At 63.4% G+C, this 15,823-nt stretch carries 16 protein-coding genes; 9 read left to right on the forward strand and 7 right to left on the reverse strand.

Translation table 11 applies throughout. The features are described from left to right. The 3 genes from U2P90_RS01635 (at position 1) to U2P90_RS01645 (ending at position 2,144) form a co-directional block, all read left to right on the forward strand. Positions 1 to 531, forward strand: a complete 531-nt coding sequence (locus U2P90_RS01635; RefSeq protein ID WP_322473507.1) for an SMI1/KNR4 family protein — start codon at positions 1 to 3, stop codon at positions 529 to 531. 152 nt (positions 532 to 683) lie between these two features. Then, positions 684 to 824, forward strand: coding sequence for a hypothetical protein (locus U2P90_RS01640; protein ID WP_322473508.1), 141 nt, complete (start codon positions 684 to 686; stop codon positions 822 to 824). Between the two features lie 237 nt (positions 825 to 1,061). Beyond that, positions 1,062 to 2,144: a hypothetical protein gene (locus U2P90_RS01645; protein ID WP_322473509.1), complete on the forward strand. Its 1,083-nt coding sequence runs from the start codon at positions 1,062 to 1,064 to the stop codon at positions 2,142 to 2,144. 346 nt (positions 2,145 to 2,490) lie between these two features. Here the strand turns inward: U2P90_RS01645 and U2P90_RS01650 are convergent, their stop codons facing one another. From U2P90_RS01650 to U2P90_RS01665, 4 genes are all read right to left on the reverse strand, one after another. Continuing rightward, positions 2,491 to 3,507: a hypothetical protein gene (locus U2P90_RS01650; RefSeq protein WP_322473510.1), complete on the reverse strand. Its 1,017-nt coding sequence runs from the start codon at positions 3,505 to 3,507 to the stop codon at positions 2,491 to 2,493. Further along, positions 3,504 to 4,028 carry a DUF6932 family protein gene (locus tag U2P90_RS01655; protein WP_322473511.1) on the reverse strand — a complete coding sequence of 175 codons (525 nt, stop codon included), beginning with the start codon at positions 4,026 to 4,028 and terminating at the stop codon, positions 3,504 to 3,506. Before U2P90_RS01655 ends, U2P90_RS01650 begins: the two co-directional genes overlap by 4 nt. A 179-nt stretch (positions 4,029 to 4,207) precedes the next feature. Beyond that, positions 4,208 to 4,567: a type II toxin-antitoxin system PemK/MazF family toxin gene (locus U2P90_RS01660; protein ID WP_322473512.1), complete on the reverse strand. Its 360-nt coding sequence runs from the start codon at positions 4,565 to 4,567 to the stop codon at positions 4,208 to 4,210. Positions 4,568 to 4,670: 103 nt separating this feature from the next. After that, positions 4,671 to 4,925, reverse strand: a complete 255-nt coding sequence (locus tag U2P90_RS01665) for a ribbon-helix-helix domain-containing protein (protein WP_322473513.1) — start codon at positions 4,923 to 4,925, stop codon at positions 4,671 to 4,673. 151 nt (positions 4,926 to 5,076) lie between these two features. On the opposite strand from U2P90_RS01665, the gene U2P90_RS01670 reads away from it, so the two are divergent. From U2P90_RS01670 to U2P90_RS01685, 4 genes are all read left to right on the forward strand, one after another. After that, positions 5,077 to 5,943, forward strand: a complete 867-nt coding sequence (locus tag U2P90_RS01670) for an SDR family NAD(P)-dependent oxidoreductase (RefSeq protein WP_322473514.1) — start codon at positions 5,077 to 5,079, stop codon at positions 5,941 to 5,943. A gap of 83 nt (positions 5,944 to 6,026) precedes the next feature. Continuing rightward, positions 6,027 to 6,572, forward strand: coding sequence for a hypothetical protein (locus tag U2P90_RS01675; RefSeq protein WP_322473515.1), 546 nt, complete (start codon positions 6,027 to 6,029; stop codon positions 6,570 to 6,572). 93 nt (positions 6,573 to 6,665) lie between these two features. Then, on the forward strand, positions 6,666 to 7,055 hold the full coding sequence (locus tag U2P90_RS01680) for an excalibur calcium-binding domain-containing protein (RefSeq protein WP_322473516.1): 390 nt from the start codon (positions 6,666 to 6,668) through the stop codon (positions 7,053 to 7,055). 80 nt (positions 7,056 to 7,135) lie between these two features. Next, complete coding sequence (locus U2P90_RS01685; protein ID WP_322473517.1) at positions 7,136 to 7,903, forward strand: DsbA family oxidoreductase; 768 nt, start codon at positions 7,136 to 7,138, stop codon at positions 7,901 to 7,903. An 87-nt stretch (positions 7,904 to 7,990) separates the two neighbouring features. Here the strand turns inward: U2P90_RS01685 and ftsH are convergent, their stop codons facing one another. Then, positions 7,991 to 9,859, reverse strand: coding sequence for an ATP-dependent zinc metalloprotease FtsH (ftsH, locus tag U2P90_RS01690; protein WP_322473518.1), 1,869 nt, complete (start codon positions 9,857 to 9,859; stop codon positions 7,991 to 7,993). A 199-nt stretch (positions 9,860 to 10,058) separates the two neighbouring features. Between ftsH and U2P90_RS01695 the strand changes: the two genes are divergently transcribed. Then, positions 10,059 to 11,885 (forward strand): stalk domain-containing protein, encoded by a 1,827-nt coding sequence (locus tag U2P90_RS01695; protein WP_322473519.1) that lies wholly within the window; start codon positions 10,059 to 10,061, stop codon positions 11,883 to 11,885. A gap of 42 nt (positions 11,886 to 11,927) precedes the next feature. Here U2P90_RS01695 and der read toward each other — a convergent pair whose 3' ends face one another. Next, on the reverse strand, positions 11,928 to 13,253 hold the full coding sequence (gene der / locus U2P90_RS01700) for a ribosome biogenesis GTPase Der (RefSeq protein WP_295823291.1): 1,326 nt from the start codon (positions 13,251 to 13,253) through the stop codon (positions 11,928 to 11,930). Positions 13,254 to 14,114: 861 nt separating this feature from the next. Between der and U2P90_RS01705 the strand changes: the two genes are divergently transcribed. Next, positions 14,115 to 14,981 (forward strand): sulfurtransferase, encoded by an 867-nt coding sequence (locus tag U2P90_RS01705; protein ID WP_380102300.1) that lies wholly within the window; start codon positions 14,115 to 14,117, stop codon positions 14,979 to 14,981. Position 14,982: 1 nt separating this feature from the next. Here the strand turns inward: U2P90_RS01705 and U2P90_RS01710 are convergent, their stop codons facing one another. Next, entirely contained in the window at positions 14,983 to 15,651 is a 669-nt protein-coding gene (locus U2P90_RS01710) for a Type 1 glutamine amidotransferase-like domain-containing protein (RefSeq protein WP_322473521.1), read from the reverse strand. Positions 15,652 to 15,823 lie beyond the last annotated feature (172 nt).

Below are 15,823 nucleotides of genomic sequence, written 5' to 3' on the forward strand. Positions count from 1 at the left end.
ATGACCCGATATGCCGAAACTCTGCGCTTGCTTGCCACGCTGCCCGCTCCGCAAGCATTCGCAGGGATTCAGCGTGAGCGCATCACTGTGTATAGCGCCGAGATCGGTATTCCCTTCCCCCCGTCGCTCCTTGAGTGGTTGATCCATGCCAACGGAGCGTCTGTGGAGTCTCAGTACCTTGTCGGCATCGACGGCACTCTCCCTACCGACATGCCTTCTCTTTACACCTTGCATCCCAACTGGAAGGCGGCCGGGCTGATTCCCGTTGCCAGTGACGGCTGCGGAAATCATTACGTCATCGCCACCCGGCAGGAATACGGCAAGGGGTGTCCCGTCCTGTTCATTGACCACGAGAGAAACGCAGATATTCCAGACTTTCTGGTCGCGTCAGATTTCAGCATCTTTGTGAGCGAGTTCGTCCGACGCGAAGCGAATGGCAGCAACGGCTGGCCGTTCGACCCGCAGAGCACACTTCGGATCGACCCGAACCTGGCCAGTTTCTCGGGTGCTCCGCTGCCCTGGTCGAACTGACTCAATGACGTCCAACATTGGCGCGTTGTTCGGGCAGATCCATACCGTGCTGCCGCAGTCACAGCGGGCAGCAAAAATCAAGCGTGTCATCTGTAGGCGGGGGGCCTTACAACAGGTGGCAGCTCAGGCACGTGCCTGACGGGAGGAACACCATGAAACACGTCCGTAAACTGCTGTTCATCACCGCCGCCGCTCTTGTGACCACAGGCACCCTGGGCACGGCCAGCGCGGAAGGCTGGTGGGGCTCCTGCCAGGTTCTGGCCTCGGGCCGCGTCATCTGCCACGCCAACTGAGCCGCGCATTGCAACTTTGAGCCCCGCTTCGGCGGGGTTTTTCGTAGAGTGACGTATCGAGAATGAGCACGCGGGAAGCCGCCGAGTGGACGGCAAAGGCGATTGCAGCGGCGAAGGGGCAAGAGTTGGGAGTGCGGAGCTTGCAGGAGTGGGTGAGGGCTTAACGATGCATTTAAATTCCTCACAGTCCTTCTACTGTGCTCGGAATTATATGCCGTCGCAACTTACGATAAGTTTATGGCAGAGCATTCAGATTTGTTCGCGGAAATAGTTAGTGAGATCATATTTAACAAGAGGGCTGCTGTTAGGGAAACGCACCAGTTTACCTATCTTAAGCATAACTCAGATTTATGTCCGTTAGTTGAGAGGAAGCTCAGTCATATCCGCGATGCCTTTCTGAAGCATTCAGCTATTTCGTATGATGTTCAAGGTTTTGGGGATCAGGGAACCGATGTATTACTAAAATATAAGTATGGAAATTCGGCAAACTGGAAATATATTTCAATACAAATCAAATCACATGACGATTTGGGGAAAAAAGGCGTAGAGGAAAACCTTCAAGCACAGCTTTTCAAAATTCAAACAGAGTATGGAGCGGAACTTGAGCACATCTACCTAATTACTTGTTATAGCTTGAAAGATAGGCTGAGAGTGGATACGGCCAGAAGGATAGCTAAGTCGATTGCAAATTCACCGAAAATTTCGCTTGTTAGTCCTGATTATGCCGCTCCCTTTATAATTATAAGCAGCAACAGAGTTAGTGCAATTATAGATTCATATCTTAATAAAGACGATGCGGTTCTTAAGCGAGCCAGAGATGAATTGTGGGCTAAAACGCCGCTTCAGAGATATATATTAATTAGAATCTTAGTTCTATTTTATGTCGATAACAACTACCTGTTAATTGACGCTTCCGGAATCTCTGAAATCTCTGACATCAAGGAATTTGCCTCCCTAATTCCAGACTATATCGATGACTATATGCTTGCACTAGTCTATGGGGACAAAATTAATCCCAAAGATTACGATATCAATATCAAGTTAGATAGAGCCAGATCATGTTTTATAAGAACTTTAGATTCATTGGAAGGTTTGTCGGAGTCAATACAGACCGATGATGCAACTTTTGGACTCAGATCGATAGCTATGGAGCAATGTCTTGGTTTAATTACTATCATTATTTCCGGAAACATAAAATACGGATACTCGAAATCCGCGCTGACAAAATATGTATTCACCTATCTAAATTGCCTTGGTGAGTATACAAATCCAGGGTTAGACGGTTTTATAAATCAAGATCTAGATAATGAAAGTTTTTGAGCTTGACAAACCGATGAAATATGTTTAATGATAGGCCGAACACTGGATCATCCGCTCAAAACGCATTTCTACTATTTTTATCGATGCAAATTCTCACCAATTAGGTAAGGTAGATAGCCCTAGTTGAACGTAGAGCTAATTCATGTCTGGTAGATATTTAACTCCGCACTGCCGATTCGGCTTTCGCCCAAATGTACTCTACGTAGATAATGAAGGCAAGTGCAGCAACGAAAGCGCAGATGCTAAGGTTACAGACGTTGCGAGAATGGATGGTTTAAGAGGCGTTCACCTTTAACTGCTTTATATTTATCCCCGATCTCAAGAGAAAATGATTTCGGGGGTTTCATCAACTATCGAGTAGATTCGGCATGGGCTCACTTTCTCGAAATATACTTTCGACATACAAAAGTCGTGGCCGATTATCAGAATCGACTTCGTATTGACCATTTACCGACACTCTATGGCCTAAGTAGCTGCGAATTTTACTTTCTAAAGACTCTTCATAAATACATCGTATCATTTGTCTATCTTCTAAACCTTCAACAGATCGGACTTCAAACCTACGCTGGTCTAAATCTATTTCTCTTATACTTCCAATAAAATTACCCGACTTAGTCACTGAACTAGATGTAGGCTTATCAGAGATTTGACGAGCCCTGTTCCTGTCCTTGGTTTCCAATTTCACTGGTTTATACAAGTCGCCTCCAACACGGCCGTGTATAGAAAGCCGAGCTATATCCGATTGACTCGATGGGCTCAAATTACCAACTGCGCGCAAAGCAGCATCACGCAAAGCAGGATCAATCATCATCTGGCTTTCAAAGTCAGATATGTCATTATGAACTAAATTACTGGCCAAGACTATTGAATCCATTGCAGTCTTTACATCCCTCGCAATTTCTTCACCGCCAATGAATATGCCAGTTTCAGCAGTTTTTGGAGCAGCCAATCCGAAATATACGCTACCCGCAGCCATCCCAGTAAGTTCAGGCTCAAAACGCTTGGGAATTCTTTTCTTGACAGATCCATTAATTGTCTTTACAATTTTGTTTACTTCGTTTTTCGATTGATTCATAAGTGAACTTACTATTGAAACCGGGACGCCGTTTAGCTCAATCCCCTCTCCCTCTGCGCCTATAATTAGATCAGAAGTATCAAGGATTTTGGCCATTGGGTAATCTGAAACTATCAAGTTAAATAACATTCCGTGCAGCTTATCAACTGCGCTCTTAATTTCTTCACTGGTATATTCTCCATCGGAAGATGAAAGGCCAAGATAAAAAATCTGATTCTCTAGGATTAGCACTTTATCCGATAGATCCTTTACCCAGGCGCCTCGGAATTCATCAAGATAACTTTTCATATCGCTACCTTTACAATACCCTTTCTATGGTCGGGCGGCAACCCTTTGTCAAAAGCATCCTTCGCGCGAAGCCGTTGAAAGTAGTCGATTAAGTCGTTCTGACCACCAGTCTGGTTCGCTGGCTCCCAGAAATGGCAATCAAGATTAAATCTTTGAGCTATAAGATCTGAACGCCTGATGAGCCACCTATTTTCCTCCCAAAAATCTAGAGCGCGAGCTTTGATCATTTCATGCGAATTGGATTTGGGCAATTCTACAACAATATCGATATCACTTGGCCGATCCTTAGACGTAACAAAACTTCCGTCAATATAAACTGCCAAAGCACATCCCAGGCTCCGCAAAGACTGCATATACAACGTTAGACCATTCAGGAAATTGGATCTAATGGCATCATCTTGATATTTTTCAAGCAGAGCGAGATAAGATACTAGGTAAATTCCACTAGGTAGCAGTCCGTTAGGATCTAGCTCAGGAATGCCCTCTACTTCAATAGCGGGGATTGGATATTGGGAAGTCAACAGTACCTCCATATGTATCGAATTGTTCGACAGAGAAATTCTACATCTTTGGACTATCAGTCAAGCGCCACTTTGCCGCCCTCCAGGCAGAGCTTGGACTGAAGCGTGTCTACGTAGCAATTTTCCACCCGTCTCCGCTTCAGCTTTCGCCCGTGGTGGGGGCGGGCGGGGGGTTGGGGCTACAACGCCAGGTGCAGTCTGATTCGGGCGTCCAGTTCGCGCATCAGGTCTTCGGGCACGTGGCCCAGGCGTCGGCGCACGCGGGACAGGGCAATGGAACCGATCAATTCCGTCTGCGCCTTGGTGTCCTGATTCAGCCCCGTGCGTTCGGTCGGGAGCAGCAGCTGAAAGCCATAGAGGCTGTTCAGGTTGGCGGTGAGCGGAATGACCGTGATCGCGTCCGCTCCAGCATTGGCGGCATTGTTGGTGATGACCACAGCGGGCCGGACAACATCGGCTTCCGCACTGCGGGCTGGGCCGAACTCGATCAGCAGAATGTCACCCCGGCGGATCAGCCCTGAATACGGCCGGGCTACCATTCCACGGTTCCGCAAAAAGCGCTCCACCGTTCCATTTCCGCCCGACCGTATTTCTGCCCCTGCTCGCTTCGCTCGGATGATCTGCCGATCATCGGGGTTCTTTTTACATCCATTCGCTGCCGTCGCTGGGTTCCAGGCCATCGGTGTTGCCTTCCAGAAGGCGGGCGCGTTCCGGGTTGTTCTCCCTTGCCAGGGCGGCGTAGTCCTCGGCCAGTTGCTGGTCACGCAGGGCCTGAACAGCCTTGAGCACGGCCTCGCTGCGGCTGCTCAGGTGGTGGGTCTGCTGGTACTGCTCCAGATAACGGGCAGCGTCAGGGGGAAGACTGATGGTCATACGCTGGGCAGGATCGGAAGCCATGACTTCATACTACCGTTCATACTTGTCCGCATACGCTGACCTTTGCCGGCTCGGGATGGATGCTGTGTCAGCTTCTGCCGCAGCCCTCTGGCGTATTGCCTCCGCTGCCCGGTCGCGGCAGCATGGTGGCCATTCCAGAAGGGGGGGCAGCATGGACAGACCGCTGGCGGGCCGGGTGGCCCTGGTCACGGGGGGCAGTCGGGGCGTGGGGCGCGGCGTGGCGCTGGGCCTGGGCGAGGCGGGCGCGACCGTGTACGTGACGGGCCGGACGCTGCGGGGCCGCAGTGCAGACGTGCCGCAGGTGGGCGGGTCGCTGGAGGACACGGTGGCCGACTTGGAACGCCTGGGCGGCGTGGGCGTGCCCGTGGTGTGCGACCACCGGGACGACGCGCAGGTGCGGGCGCTGGCCGAGCGCCTGGGGCACGAGCACGGGCAGCTGGACGTGCTGGTGAACAACGTGTGGGGCGGGTACGAGGGCCTGCACGCGTGGGACAACCGGGGGCAGACGTGGAACGCGCCGTTCTGGGAGCAGCCCCTGACGCTGTGGGACGACATGTTCACGGCGGGCGTGCGGGCGCACTACGTGGCGTCGGCGGTGTGCGCGCCCCTGCTGATCGCGGCGGGGGGGCTGGTGGTGAACATCTCGTTCTTCGCGGGACAGCGGCACCGGGGGCAGGAGAACGTGCCGTACTTCCTGGCGAAGAACGCCGACGACCAGATGGCGCGGGCGCTGGCGAACCACCTGCGGCCGCACGGGGTGACGGCCGTGTCGCTGTACCCGGGACTGGTGCGCACCGAGGGCGTGCTGCTGGCCCCCGAGGGGGCCTTCGATTTCAGCAATTCGGAGTCGCCGCAATTCCTGGGGCGGGCGGTGGCGGCGCTGGCAGGCGACCCGCAGCACCTGTCGCGCACCGGGCAGGTGCTGGTGGCGGCAGAACTGGCGCAGGAATACGGCTTCACGGACGTGGACGGCTCCGTGCCACGCTCGGTGCGGGCGGAGTACGAGAACGGCGGGTAGTAGGGAGCGTCCGACCATCTCCCCCTGCCCCGTTCCGACCTTCGCCCGTGGTGTCGGGAGCAGGAAACGAGTCCACTGGAGACATGCAGAAATTCCTGTTGACCGTGACCCTGGGACTGGGCCTGGCGTGGGCCGCTCCGGTGGCCGGGCGGATGGTCGAGGTGCTGGACACCGCCGGGCGCGTGGTGGCGACCGGAACCCTGAGCGGGCACCTGACCGTGCGCGGCGACCTGGACGCAGCCCGGACGGTGCGCGTGAGCACGACCGTGAACGGCGTGACGACCGTGCGGGTGTTCACGCTGGCCGGCCCGATCACCGCCCGCGATCCGGAGGCCGAGCGCCTGGGCGTGAGCGTGAGCGGCCGCGTGCTGACGCTGGAGTCGGCACTGGACGGGCCGGGCGGGCGGAACGGTGCTGCGCCGGCGACCCGGACGACCCCGGCGCGCGGCGGCGCGGACGACGGTACGGGGCACGACGCGGGCGACGACCACGGCGGGCGCTCGGGCGGGCCCCGGTCGGGTGGGCACGGAGCCGATGACGGGCCGGGGCACGACGCCGGGGACGACCACGGGGGCAGGGGGCGCGGGCACGGTGGCAGCAGCGGTGGCCACAACGGCGGGCATCACTGAGCCACCGGACGACCGGTCAAGGTCATGGAATTCTCAGGGCGGGTTCATGGACGGTCAGGACACACCTGTCACGCTGGCCCGATGAGAATGCACATGAGAACGGGCGTGCTGGGTCTGACCGTGCTGGGCCTGGGGATGGGCCTGGCCGACGCCGCGACGGCGTACACGACGACGGCCACCAATCTGCGGCGCACGGCCTCGCTTCAGGGCCGGGTGCTGGATACGGTGCCCGGCAACACGCTGCTGACCGTGGCGTGCAGCGGGCAGTGGTGCCGCACGTCGTATGGCGGGCAGGGCGGGTACGTGTCGCGCTCGCTGCTGAAGTCGTTCACACGGAGTGCGCCGGTCTCCGGGGTGTTCTACGCCAGCTGCGGCGCGCTGCGGGCCCAGGGCAAGGCCCCCATCCGGCTCGGGCAGCCGGGCTACCGCGTGGGCCTGGACTCGGGGCGCAACGGCGTGGCCTGCGACGCGGGCGATCGCTGACGATCCGGACATGCGGGCGGGGACGGGCGATGGTGCGCCACGTTCCCGCTTCGCTTTTTAAAGCAGTGTAGAATTGCCGCATGACGTCCTTCGCTCCCAGCACCCCCGGTCACCTGCGCGTCGATATCTGGTCAGACATCGCGTGTCCGTGGTGCTACGTCGGCAAGCGCCGCCTGGAGTCGGCCCTGGCCGACTTCCCGCACGCCGGCGAGGTCGAGGTGGTGTGGCATGCCTTCGAGCTCGATCCGCAGGCCCCGCTGGACACGCCGCAGAGCATGGCGCAGCTGCTGGCGGGCAAGTACGGCCGCAGCATTCCCGAGGCCCAGGGCATGATCGACGGCATGACCCGCACGGCGGCGGGCGAGGGCCTGACTTACGACCTGAACGGAGCGCACCGCACGAACACCTTCCTGGCGCACCAGCTGATCCATCTCGCGGCCACGCGGGGCCTCCAGGGCGCCATGAAGGAACGCCTGCTGAGCGCCTACATGACCGAGCGCGAACACGTAGGGCAGGTGGAGACCCTGGTGCGCCTCGCGCAGGAGGTCGGCCTGGACGCGGCCGAGGTGCGCGAGGCCCTGAGGGCGGGCACCCACGCCGACGCCGTGCGCCAGGACGAGGCCCAGGCCCACGCGCTAGGCATCACGGGCGTGCCGTTCTTCGTGCTGGGCGGCAAGTATGGCGTGAGCGGTGCCCAGAGCCCCGAGGTGCTGCGCGGCGCCCTGGATCAGGTCTGGGCCGAGACGCACCCCGCGCCCCTGGTGCGCCTGGACGCCCCGGCCGCCGAGGGCTGCGAGGACGGCGCGTGCGACGTGCCCGTGGCCGCGACCACCGGATCGCGCGCGTAATACCGAACGACACCGGTGACCCGCTCTGCCCTGAACCAGGGGCACAGCGGGTCATCGGTGTGCCCGGGTATCAGGCCAGGCCGGGTATCAGGCCGGGCCGGGTGTCAGGCGGCCGGTGGGGGCGCCGCTGTCGTCCTCGCTGCTGCGGGTGGCGCCTTCCAGGGGGGGCAGGGTGCCGCCGGCCATGATGGTCTGCAGCTCCTCGCCGCTCAGGGACTCGCGGGCCACGAGTTCGTCGGTCAGGCGGTGCAGCAGGTGGGCGTGCTCGCCCAGCAGCTTCAGGGCCCGCTCGTACTGCCCGTTCAGGATGTGCCCCAGCTCCGCGTCGATCTGCGCGGCGGTGTGGTCGCTGTAGTTGCCCTGCTGCGGCCCGTAGCCCAGATAGTTGCCGCCGTCCTGCGCCAGCGCCAGCTGCCCGACCTCGCTCATGCCCCACTCGGTGACCATGCGCCGGGCCAGGTTGGTGGCCTGCTGGAAGTCGTTCGCGGCTCCGGTCGTGATCTGCCCGGTGGCGACCTGCTCGGCGGCGTGGCCGGCCAGGGCCACACAGATGCGGTCGAGCAGTGCCGTGCGGGTGTGGTGCATGCGGTCTTCCGGGGTGTACAGGGCGCTGCCCAGGCTGCGGCCACGCGGCACGATGGTCAGCTTGTGCGCCTTGTCGGCGTGCGGCAGCAGCTGCGCGGCGAGGGCATGGCCGACCTCGTGGTACGCCGTGACTGTCCGGTCGGCTTCCCGCACCACCAGCGACCGCCGTTCCGGCCCCATCAGCACCCGGTCTCTGGCCTCGTCCACGTCCCGCGCCGTGATCCGGTTGCGCCCACTCCGCGCCGCCAGCAGCGCGGCCTCGTTCAGCAGGTTCTCCAGATCCGCTCCCACCATCCCCGCCGTGCGCCGCGCCACCACCCCCAGATCCACCGACGCGTCCAGCGGCTTCTTGCGCGCGTGGATCCGCAGGATCATCTCCCGCCCCCGCACGTCCGGCGCATCCACCACCACCTGCCGGTCAAACCGCCCGGGACGCAGCAGCGCGGCGTCCAGCACGTCGGGGCGGTTGGTGGCGGCCAGGATGATGACCTCCTGTCCGGAGCCGAAGCCGTCCATCTCGACGAGCAGCTGATTGAGGGTCTGTTCGCGTTCGTCGTTGCCGCCCTGCACACTGATGCCGCGTTTTCTCCCGACGGCGTCGATCTCGTCGATGAAGACGATGCACGGCGCGGACTTGCGGGCCTGCTCGAAGAGGTCGCGGACGCGGGCGGCCCCGACGCCGACGAACATCTCGACGAAATCCGACCCGGAAATACTGAAGTACGGGACTTTGGCCTCGCCGGCGACGGCCTTGGCGAGGAGGGTCTTCCCACTGCCGGGGGGGCCGACGAGGAGGACGCCGTGGGGGATGCGGGCGCCGAGGGAGTGGTACTTGTCGGGGGAGCGCAGGAAGTCGACGACTTCCTGGAGGTCGGCCTTGGCCTCGTCGCAGCCGGCGACGTCCTGGAAGGACAGCTTGATCTGCCCCTCCGCGATCACCGCCGCCTTCGACTTCCCGAAGGTTCCGGCAGCGTCCGTCCCGCTCCCCTGTCGGCTGCGCAGCAGCACGATGACCAGCCCCACGATCAGGGCCAGGGTCAGCAGGATGCTCAGCACGCCCAGCACGCTCAGGCGGGCCGGGGGCAGATACGACACGTTGACCCCCGCCGCCTGGAGCGCATCGAGTTTGACGACCGGGTCGCTGGCCAGGGTGCGGGTCTGGTATTCCTGGCCGTCTCGCAGCCGGCCGCTCAGCGCCAGCGTGCCGTTCTGCGCCGAGATGCGGGCCTCGGCGACCTCGCCGCGCCGCAGGGCCGCCGTGAAATCCGTGAGATCCAGGCCATTGCCCGTGTTCCGGGGCAGTGCGAAGGCCAGCACCAGCAGCACCACGGCTCCCGCGAACAGGCCCCACATCCACATGGGACGTTTCACGAGGACACACCCGCACGCTCAGTCATGCCCCAGTGTATGCCTGCACCGCTGCACCCGACTGCGACGGAGGCCCCCACTCCGGGGGCACGGAGCGGCGTTCACCCTTCCTTGCTCCACGGGGGGTGAACCGCGCGTGGCACAGGGCCCACGGGACATTCCGGGCAGAAAGCTGTCAGATTCGCACGTCATACTCGTCGGCATGCTGTCTGAAGTCCGACGCCGCCAGAACCACGCCCACCGGCACCGAAGTCCGGCCCTCCTGACTGCGCTGTGCCTGCTGCTGCCGCCTGCTCAGGGCGGCACACTGCTGGGGCTGGCGGCCGGACTGGTCGCCGCCACCGCCGTGGCCAGCGCCGCGCCGATCTCGGCGGGTTCGGTGCAGCTGACCTTCTCGGTCGACCAGCCCGCCGCATACGTGAACGGCGAGACCGGCGGGTGGACGAATCCCCCGCGCGTGATCGGAGGCCGCACCATGCTGCCCCTGCGGGAGGCGGCGGCGCTGCTGGGCCGCCCCATCAGTCCGGGCGGCCAGGGCGGCGCGGTGCAGCTGGGGCGCCTGAGTGTGGACACCCGCACCAGCTCGGCGGCCCTGGGCGGCGCCGCCCAGCCGGCGGGCACGGTCGCCACCGTGGGGGGCGTGCTGTATATCAGCGTGCGCACCCTGGCCGATGCCCTGAACGCCAATCTGGTCGCGGCCGACGATTCGGGCCGCACCCTGACCCTGACCGCGCTGCGCGACGGCGGCAATCCCCTGAGCCCGCAGGCCCGCTTCTCGACCGACAAGGCCGTGTACGCGCCGGGCGAGCGGGTCGTGTACACCGAGTATGCCTTTGATCCGGACGGCGCGGACATCACCTCGCGCCGCTGGGCCGGGCGGCAGGAGGCGTACTTCCAGCCGGGCACGTACACGGTCACCCTGAGCGTCACGAACAGCCGGGGCCTGCAGAGCCCACCCTACACGCGCACCATCCGGGTCGAGGGCAATCCCATCGACACACCGCTGACCTACGCGCTGAAGTACGCGCTGCCCGGCGACGCCTTCCCGGACGCGCAGGTGCTGTCGTATCCGGCCGCGCGGCCCACGCCGGTCGGCGGCGACACCGCGCCCCTGATCTTCAGTGACAGCCCCGAGGTGCCCACCACCAGCGGCGTGCTGTATCAGGACACCGTCACCGGCCGGGCGCGGGTGCTGGCGTACCACCTCAACGGTCTGGGCCGCCCCGCCCGGCTGTACGTGCTGGCCCGCAACCTGGGGGCGCGGCCCGTGGACGTCCACACCCGGCGCCTGGGCGAGACTGCCCCCACCCGGATCGAGGGTACGCTCGGCCAGGTCACGCTGATGGAATACTTCGCGTCCCAGGGCGGCCCCACCCTGAGCCTCGCGCCGGGGCAGACGGCCGCCGTGTACGCCAGCCCCACCCTGAATCCCGGCAGCGGCGTGAACGTCATGCAGGATCTGGAGGCCACCGGCAGCGTGGAACTGACCATCTTGATGCTGGAGGACACCCTGCCGCCCACCGCCCAGGTCGCGCAGCAGTTGCCGTACCTGAAGCCCGACGGCCGCCACGTGCGCGGCACCTTCCCGGACGCCGTGCGGCACCTGCGCGTCTCTCTTGGGGCACTGCCCACGCGCATCACCATCGGGGACGGGCAGCTCGATCCGGCCCTGACCGGCACCGACGTCCTGACCGGCCAGAGCGTGACCCTGGCCGGCAACTACGGCGTGCTGTACGACCTGGAGGTCACCGGCGCGGCCGGCAGCGCCGTGGCCCTGAGCCCGCGCGGCGGCCTGTACCGGGGGGCCATGCACATCACCGACGGCCCGATCGTGCAGGCCATCAAGCTGCCGCGCACCGGCACCGCCCTGAATCCCGGAGCGCCCACCCTGATGTGGCGGGCCGCCTCGGACACCCTGAACATCGACTTCGTGCCGGCCAGCGGCTCGAACCTGCCGATCAGCCTGGTGTTCTACCGTGCCCAGACCCTGCCCGGCTGGGGCGGCGTGACCAAGACCTACCAGCCGTAAGCAGGTGGGGGGCAGGCTCGTGACCTGCCCCCCTCGCGCTGATCAGGCCTCGGCCTCCTCGTTCTTCTGGCCGCGCTTGTACGGCCCCTTCTCCTTCCACTTCAGGCGCACGGGGATGCCCGCCAGATCCAGATCCTCGCGGATGCGGTTCTGGAGGAAGCCCTCGTAGGCGCGGGTCACGAAGTCGGCGCGGTTGCAGAAGATCGCGAAGGTCGGCGGCGCGGTCTCGACCTGCGTCATGAAGTACATCTTGAGCTTCTTGCCGTGGAAGTTCGGCACCGCCTGACGCATCTGCCAGACCTCCAGCCAGCGGTTCAGTTCCGCCGTGGGAATGCGGCCCTGCCACTTCTCGTGCAGCTTCATGGCCTCGGCCAGCATGTCGTGGATGCCGTAGTCGTTGATCGCGCTGGTGTACACGCGCGGCGCGTAGCTGATGTGGTGCAGCTTCTGGTTCAGATCCTTCTCGGTGCGCTTGAGTTCATCGTCGGGCACGAGGTCCCACTTGTTCACCACGACGATCACGGGCTTGCCGCTGTCGTACGCCAGATTGGCGAGTTTCAGCTCGTGGTCGCCCAGTTCGGTGGCATTCACGACCAGCCAGATCAGATCCGAGCGGGCGATGGCGGCCTGCGAGCGCTGGATGGCGTAGTCCTCGATGGCCGTGTCGGGCTTCTTGCGGATCCCGGCAGTGTCGACCAGCACGAAGCGCTGCCCGCCGTAGTCCCATTCCACGTCCAGACTGTCGCGGGTGGTGCCCGGCTGATCGGCCACGATGGCGCGGTCGCTCTGCGTGATGGCGTTCAGCAGGCTGGACTTGCCCACGTTCGGCCGCCCGATCAGCGAGATGCGGATCGGCGCGATCTCCGGCACGTCCTCGTCGTCCTCGGGCAGGTGCTCCATGACGCGGTCGAGCAGGTCGTCCAGGCCACGGGCGTGCTCGGCGCTGACCGGCACGGGATCGCCGAAGCCCAGACCCCACAGTTCGGCCATGTAGACGTCGTGTTTGGGACTGTCGATCTTGTTCGCCACGACGATCACGGGCTTGCCCAGGCGGCGCAGCCACTCGGCGACCTCGTAGTCGGCGGCCGACAGGCCCTCGCGGGGGTCGAGCACGAACATCACGGCCTGCGCCCCTTCCATGGCCCACTCGGCCTTCTCGCGGATGGCCTGCTCCCACTCGTCGCCGCTCCACAGCCCGCCCGTGTCGATCAGGACGATCCGGTGGTTCTGATGCAGCATCAGCCCTTCCTTGGCGTCACGGGTCACGCCGGGGAAATCCGCGACGACCGCGTCCCGGCGGCCGACCAGGCGGTTGAACAGGCTGGACTTGCCGACGTTCGGTCGGCCCACAATGGCTACTTTATGCATGGAAAGCCTCCACGCCCGCACGGGCGGCGAGCGGAGCGAGAAGGAGATGATGTACCCAGACGGAAGTCTGTAGGCACACCCGGGCCACGTGGGCCGGAAGACTGGAGTCTGGGTGCATGAAGACGCTCCTTACGGTGTCGGCTCACCCCGGCGTCAGGGGGAACCGCCGAAACCTGCCCTCACGCTGAGGTCGCAGGCATAGACGTTCCAGTGTACAGGATGGGGGTATGGCGTGGGGAGCGGGAGGCACGGTTGGGTAGAGCGACCGCAACGTCAGGCCGGCAGTTCCGGTGATGCGGCGTGCAAACCCCTCGCTGCGCACTCTGCGAGTCCGCCCCGCCCATTCGGGGCACCTCAGGGGAAAGCAAGGATGGGCTCGTTGGCTCCCCTTGAGGGGAGCTGGCGGCGAAGCCGACTGAGGGGTTCGCCCGCCGCCCCCTGCACCACGTCCCACCCCTCGACTCCGTACCATTCGGGCAGATTCAGCCGTCAGCATATGCAGAACCACTCCGGCGACCCTGGCCCAGATAGCGTACAGGACGGCCTATTTCGGTGCCGGCGCATAGATTTGACACCAGCTGGATATGACGCTATCTTTTTCTTATCACCGCCGACGAGGCGGCTTTTTTATTGCCTCTCCCGGCAGGCGCTGCTTGTTGCTATGCAACTGGAGCAGCCGCCCCCCTGCAGAAACCCCATCTACACGCTGTTTTCCGACACGACTGCATGGATTTGACAGCCGCCGTATATAACGCTATATTTATCTTATCACCGTCCGCGAAGGGCGGGTTTTTCGTTTTGGCCTGTCTTCATGCGCGTGTGTCGATTCCGGGCGGCGGGTGTAGCCTGCCGGGCATGACGATGCCTCCCTCCTCTCCCCTGACGAGCGCCGACTGGCTGCGCGCCCACCTGAACGACGCGAATGTGCGGGTGCTGGACTGCCGCTACGCGCTGAGTGATCCGCTGACCGGGCGGATCGCCTATCTGGGCGGACACGTGCCGGGGGCGGTGTACGCAGATCTGGAGACCGACCTGAGCGGCCCCCTGGCCGAGGACGGTGCGGGCGGCCGGCACCCGCTGCCTGACCCCGAGACCCTGGCGGCGTGGCTGGGCAGCGTGGGTATCGGGAACGACAGCGTAGTCGTGTGCTACGACGATCCCAGTACCGGGCAGGGCTTCTACGCGGCGAGGGCGTGGTGGCTGCTGCGCTGGCTGGGGCACGCGCAGGTCAGCGTGCTGGACGGCGGGTGGCCCGCGTGGGTCGCGGCTAGGGGTGAGGTCAGTACCGAGGATCCCGACGTGAGCCCGGCGACCTTCACCCCCCATGTCCGCGCCGATCTGGTCGCCACCGCGCAGGACGTGCAGCAGCGCCCGGCGGGCACCCTGCTGATCGACTCCCGCGCCCCGGCCCGGTACCGGGGCGAGGTCGAGCCCATCGACAGGAAGGCCGGACATATTCCGGGGGCCGTGAACCGCGAGTGGGCCGGGGCGCTGGACGAGGGCGGCCACTGGCGGGCCGGCACGGAGCAGGCCACCCGGCTGGACACCGGGGACGCGCCGACCGTCACGTACTGCGGCAGCGGCGTGAGCGCCACCCCGAACCTGCTGGCGCGGGAACTGGCGGGCGTGCCGCTGGGGCCGGACAACCGCCTGTATGCCGGGTCATGGAGCGACTGGATCAGCGACGACGCGCGGCCCGTGGCGACCGGCGACGACGCGGGCCGCTGAACTATTCCCTGAGCTGTCTCCACTGTCCCTCGGAGACGACGCGGGTGGAGCCGTCTGCCACGACGATGGCACTCTGGTCATCCAGGGCGTAGCACGGCCCTGCGATGGCCTGCGCCCAGCGTTCGGCGGCCGCCAGGGTGTTGTGCGGCATGTCTGGGTGCTCCAGGTGCGGGAAGATCGAGAAGTCCACGAGGCCCAGCGTGCGGTCGCTCCCGCCGGGCGGCCTCCAGCTCACGAAGTCGTCCCCGATGCGGGGGGTCATGACCATGCTGCCGGCACTGACGCCCACCCAGACCTTGTCGGCCAGCGACGGCAGGAGATCGAGCAGCCCGGACTCGCGCATCCAGTGGGCCAGGAACATGGCGTCACCGCCGTCGACCAGCAGCACGTCGGCCGCCTGGACCCACGGCACCCAGCGCCCGGCCCCGATGCTGGGCAGCGCCAGCAGTTCCAGCACGCCCACGGACGACCAGCCCAGGTCGCACATGGGCGCCGGCGAGCGCCCGGCGATGAAGCGCCACGCCGACTGCGGCGTACACCACGGGTGGCCGTACTCGGCGGTGGGAATGCACAGGGCGCTGCACTCAGAGATCGGCTTGCCCAGAAGTTCGATCAGCGCGTCCCGGATGCTCGCGTTGCTGACTCCGCCGGATGTGAGTAGCAGTTTCATGGCTCCTCCCCCTGCTGATAGACGATGCATCGAGGACACCCCCGTGACCGGAGCATGCTGGGGAGGGATGCGCTCATAACGTAACAGCGACCTCTATTCTACATGGAACAGAGTGGCGATGGGCCGGTGCCGGGGCGTGCCCTTCCGTATGCTGGAGGTGACATGACACGGG

The organism is Deinococcus sp. AB2017081, from assembly GCF_034440735.1.
GTDB lineage: Bacteria > Deinococcota > Deinococci > Deinococcales > Deinococcaceae > Deinococcus > Deinococcus rufus.